Annotated in this window: 6 protein-coding genes and 1 pseudogene; 2 read left to right on the forward strand and 5 right to left on the reverse strand. The window is 43.7% G+C overall.

Features of this window, described 5'->3' with window-relative positions; all coding sequences use genetic code 11:
- Positions 1-240, forward strand: a 240-nt coding sequence (locus PR833_RS20065) for a hypothetical protein (RefSeq protein ID WP_272526468.1), incomplete at its 5' end; no start/stop codon positions are given.
- Here the strand turns inward: PR833_RS20065 and PR833_RS20070 are convergent.
- Positions 220-717: a contact-dependent growth inhibition system immunity protein gene (locus tag PR833_RS20070; RefSeq protein ID WP_001764998.1), complete on the reverse strand. Its 498-nt coding sequence runs from the start codon at positions 715-717 to the stop codon at positions 220-222. The genes PR833_RS20065 and PR833_RS20070 overlap by 21 nt on opposite strands.
- Positions 718-719: 2 nt before the next feature.
- Positions 720-1,453 (reverse strand): annotated as a pseudogene (locus tag PR833_RS20075) (hypothetical protein).
- Positions 1,454-1,610: 157 nt separating this feature from the next.
- Here PR833_RS20075 and PR833_RS20080 point away from each other — a divergent pair.
- Positions 1,611-1,940 carry a SymE family type I addiction module toxin gene (locus tag PR833_RS20080; protein WP_242370573.1) on the forward strand — a complete coding sequence of 110 codons (330 nt, stop codon included), beginning with the start codon at positions 1,611-1,613 and terminating at the stop codon, positions 1,938-1,940.
- Between the two features lie 61 nt (positions 1,941-2,001).
- Here PR833_RS20080 and PR833_RS20085 read toward each other — a convergent pair whose 3' ends face one another.
- The 3 genes from PR833_RS20085 to PR833_RS20095 form a co-directional block, all read right to left on the reverse strand.
- Complete coding sequence (locus tag PR833_RS20085; protein WP_001764994.1) at positions 2,002-2,271, reverse strand: hypothetical protein; 270 nt, start codon at positions 2,269-2,271, stop codon at positions 2,002-2,004.
- 30 nt (positions 2,272-2,301) lie between these two features.
- Positions 2,302-2,835: a contact-dependent growth inhibition system immunity protein gene (locus PR833_RS20090; RefSeq protein ID WP_001764993.1), complete on the reverse strand. Its 534-nt coding sequence runs from the start codon at positions 2,833-2,835 to the stop codon at positions 2,302-2,304.
- A gap of 1 nt (position 2,836) precedes the next feature.
- Positions 2,837-4,070 (reverse strand): VENN motif pre-toxin domain-containing protein (locus tag PR833_RS20095; protein WP_272526469.1); only part of this gene is annotated, 1,234 nt, incomplete at its 5' end.

Consider the following 4,070-nt stretch of genomic DNA (forward strand, 5'->3'; position numbering starts at 1 on the left):
ATTTACCCTCAGGGACAGTCGCATGCGTGGTATAAAGCGATAACAAAGCCATGCAACTGGATGAGTTTCCCGACAGTAATATCAAAACCCTCTCTATCAGCAAAAATCCCAGCTGGTGTTGTCTTATCTGCTCCCAAAAACGTAGAGCAAATATCTCTGAGCCTGACCAAGATTTTTTCTGTATACAAAAAACCCGCCACAATGGACGGGATTCTCTGTTTAATCTTTGCAACGAGTTAACGCCAGCCTGAGACCTTCACCGATTTCAGAAGGAGAGTTATCAACAGTAATAATAACATTCTCCGACAGTTCAAGTCCCTCCCAAGCTTCTAGTTTTTCATGGCGCATTGGCGATATTGTAATTTCACCATTTGTAAGATGTATAATAGAATGTTTCATATCTTTGAATAATGCTCGTTTTGTTTTATATCCATATCTATCCATCAACATTTCTATCCATGCCGTGTATTTTTCTTTTCCTTTTTCACGGTCAAAAAAAACAATGCGATCCTCTAAATTAACCAATGTTCTGCTATTTGATAATGCTTGTAAGACGGCTTCACCAACACATTGATCGTTAGCATCAAGCTGTAATAAATGAGGAGGGAAGAGAGGATCTGAACTAGTTCTTCCGAAACCTGATTGCGTTTCAATTAGTAAAAATTCTTTTGTACAATACACACTAGCCCAGTAATCCTGATCTTTATTAAATTTCATATTTATTTCACCTGCGTCACTTTAACTTCGACGCCTTTACTTTTACCATATTCAATAGCACGGTTAATTTCCGCCCACTGTATTTTAGTTGTACTCACAGGAACAGCCAACTGAATTTCTTTATTAACAATCATCCTGGTGTTAATGGTGTATTAGATAGCGTATAACCTTTAAAGTTAGCTGCACTATCAATGTTTCCTTTAATCGAACTGTACACCTGATTAGGATTTGTTAATTTTGCCATTGTCTGCGTATCCATAGACTTGACGCTTATTGCTGTTTTTGTTGCACCATCATAGTAATCAAAAGTTTTAAAATTCTTCGGTAAACGGGCATTAGCAGGTAACGATTTACCTACAAAATCTTCCCACGGCATTCCTTGTTTTATATTCCCCTGCCCCATTGAATCCCAACTTCTGATGCTTTGACAGTCGCAGTCGCTGTATTGCGACGCATAAAAGGAAATAGCTGCAACGCCGATATCCTTTGCCAATAGACCTAATGAAGCCACTGCCACTTGATTTTCAGGGTCTGACACAAACAGAGCATATTTCATCCATTCCGGACTATTCATGTCTATTTTAGCCAAATCCTGACCATTCCATTGCTGTTTGATGGCTGTATCAAAGGCTTCCCACTGCTCAACCAGATAGCCATACTGTTGCTGGCATTGCTCTGGAAATGTAGAGCAAACAGCTTTAATTTCTTCCTGTTGACGAACATTGGTATCTACCATGTCACGGATAACTTTCTGACATTCATCACCAACACAAGTTCTTGCTTTATGCGCAAGGGTCAGGAGTAGTTACTATGGCTAAACGCAATTGTAAGTCAGAACCGTGTACAACTGAAGCGCCGCAACCACCACCCGCTGTGAGTTCTACAGCCGGGCCGTGCATAAGGCGATATTTTTACGCGACGAGTGGATAGAACAGGCGGGATTTACTGACAGGATGCAGGTTAAAATCCGTGTGATGCCCGACTGCATCGTCATCACCACCCAGAACAGCCGCGAGCTGTGGGGCTGCGCCGAGGGGCTGAGCGTGACGCATGTCAACAGGCCGAAGATGCTCCAGTGGTTTAACTCCTTCCCCGGCGCGTTTGATCACCGGCGATCTGCCGGTGATCAAACGCGGGAACGGGCATTGTGGGTAAGCCTGACGGCAGGCAGTAAGATCCCGGCGCTGGGCCGGCTGGTGATTGAGGCGGAGTTTAAGTTCTGAGGTACTTTTAATGACGATCTCGGCGCAAGGCCGGGATTTATTCTATCAATTTTTAATTTATTCACATTTTATCTAACATTAAAAAACATTTACCAAAGGAATAACCTAGCTGCATACAGCCATTTAGGCCATCCCATATATGCTGTGCAACCCCGCCCAATATGACCCCAAGGATAATACCGAGCACGACATTAACTTTTATTTTATGCTGAGGTATTTCCTTACCTAACCGCCACGAATCAAAATAAGTAAAACCATAGCCGATTAAATAAATAACCGGGAAGAACACCACGAACCCTAACATGATCAGACCAACACTAAAACCAAGCATCCCGACCTCCATAACATGGAAAAATAATAACTAACCAATACATCGACTCAGCGCCAGCCTGAGACCAGCGCCGATCTCTTCAGGTGAACTATCTGCTGGCAAAATGACATTATCGCTACCGCCACGTCCGGTAGCTCCCCATGCTTCCAGCTTCTCATGGCGCGATGGTGAGATTGTAATTACGCCGTTAGCACAAGAGATATCACAGCTTTTCATACCTTTAAATAAGGCTTTTTTAGTTTTATAACCATACTGCTTCATGAGTTTCTTTACCCAATCAGCATAGCGTTCTGCTGTACGCTTAAAGTCATAAAGCTCCATATCGAATGTTGCTTCAGGGTGTATCCATACATCTGTACGGGGCGCGGGTAATACAAAGCGACTATGAGCCAACGCATTCTTCACCATAATACCTAACTCATTATCACCAATATTAGGTGTATTCAGTAACTGAACTCCTTGAGGATCACATCGATTACTACTGTAACCAGAATAAGTTTCAACACAGATAAAATCTGCATTCGCTTTTACAGAGGCCCATGCCGTTTTTACTATGTTATTCATATTATTTCACCTGAGTTACCGTTACCTTAACACCCTGACTTTTGCCATACTCAACAGCCCTGTTTATTTCCGTCCATTGAGTTTTCGTCGTATTGGCAGGGACAGCCAATCTCACCTCTTTACTGGCAATCATTGATGAGTCAATATTAACGCCAGAAAGTGATGCTTTCTCAAATTTCGCTGCCGCATCAATATTTCCTTTAATCGAATAATAAACCTGATTGGGATTAGCCAGTTTTGCCATCGTCTGGGTATCCATTGATTTAGCACTTACAGCAACTCTTGATGCTTCATCATAATAATCAAACGTTTTAAAGTTTTGCGGTAATCGCGAGTTTGCCGGAAGTGTGGTTCCCACATAATCCTCCCACGGCATCCCCTGCTTCATATTACCCTGACCCCACTTCAACCCGATCTCTGAAGCGCTGACTGTGGCTGTTGCTGTATTGCGACGCATAAAGGAAATAGCTGCAACGCCAATATCCTTTGCCAATAGACCTAATGAAGCCACTGCCACTTGATTTTCAGGGTCTGACACAAACAGCGCATATTTCATCCATTCCGGACTATTCATGTCTATTTTAGCCAAATCCTGACCATTCCATTGCTGAACGTAAGCTTTTGCCTCATCACTGGTCATGACATCAGCGCCAATACTTCCTAGCCAACCAGGACGCTCTGTCATATCAATACCGCCTAAGGCAACCTCTTTATCCCAGCCCACAGCTGTTAAAGGATGACTTTCCAGACGTTCATCAACTATGGCACTCTGCTCGTCACTGACTTTTTTCCATTTATCAATAACATTCTGACAGTTCCCTCCGGATTTCCGGCAGTTTGTCAGCTCTTTATCAAATTCGACGGACTGAGAACTACTCAGATAATTATTCTCAACCGTTGTTTTTCCTGCCTGGGCTGCGTTCGCCACACTCTGTGTATCTCCGCCTGCCAGACCACCGGCAAGACCTGACGCCAGCGTTGCCCAGGCACTGACATTCTCTTTTTCCCGTTCTGTCAGTTCACCCGGCTGTTTGTTGTAGATATATTCGGCCAGTATACCGATGGCTTCCCCTGTCATCGCCCCGGTCGCCTGCGCCGCAACATTCTCACCTTTGGCCAGTGCAAGGGCGGCATTCGCTATACCATGAGCAATGGTGCGTTTCAGGTTGGCATCGGTTTCTTCATCCGGGATCTGTTTTTTTATTTCATTTGCGATAAACGGTGCTGCACCATTC

Source organism: Providencia sp. PROV189, from assembly GCF_028480065.1.
Lineage (GTDB): Bacteria > Pseudomonadota > Gammaproteobacteria > Enterobacterales > Enterobacteriaceae > Providencia > Providencia stuartii.

Coding starts and splice junctions, on each gene's coding strand:
- PR833_RS20070 (WP_001764998.1), bottom strand. CDS start 717: ATGAAATTTAATAAAGATCAGGATTACTGGGCTAGTGTGTATTGTACA.
- PR833_RS20085 (WP_001764994.1), bottom strand. CDS start 2,271: ATGCTTGGTTTTAGTGTTGGTCTGATCATGTTAGGGTTCGTGGTGTTC.
- PR833_RS20090 (WP_001764993.1), bottom strand. CDS start 2,835: ATGAATAACATAGTAAAAACGGCATGGGCCTCTGTAAAAGCGAATGCA.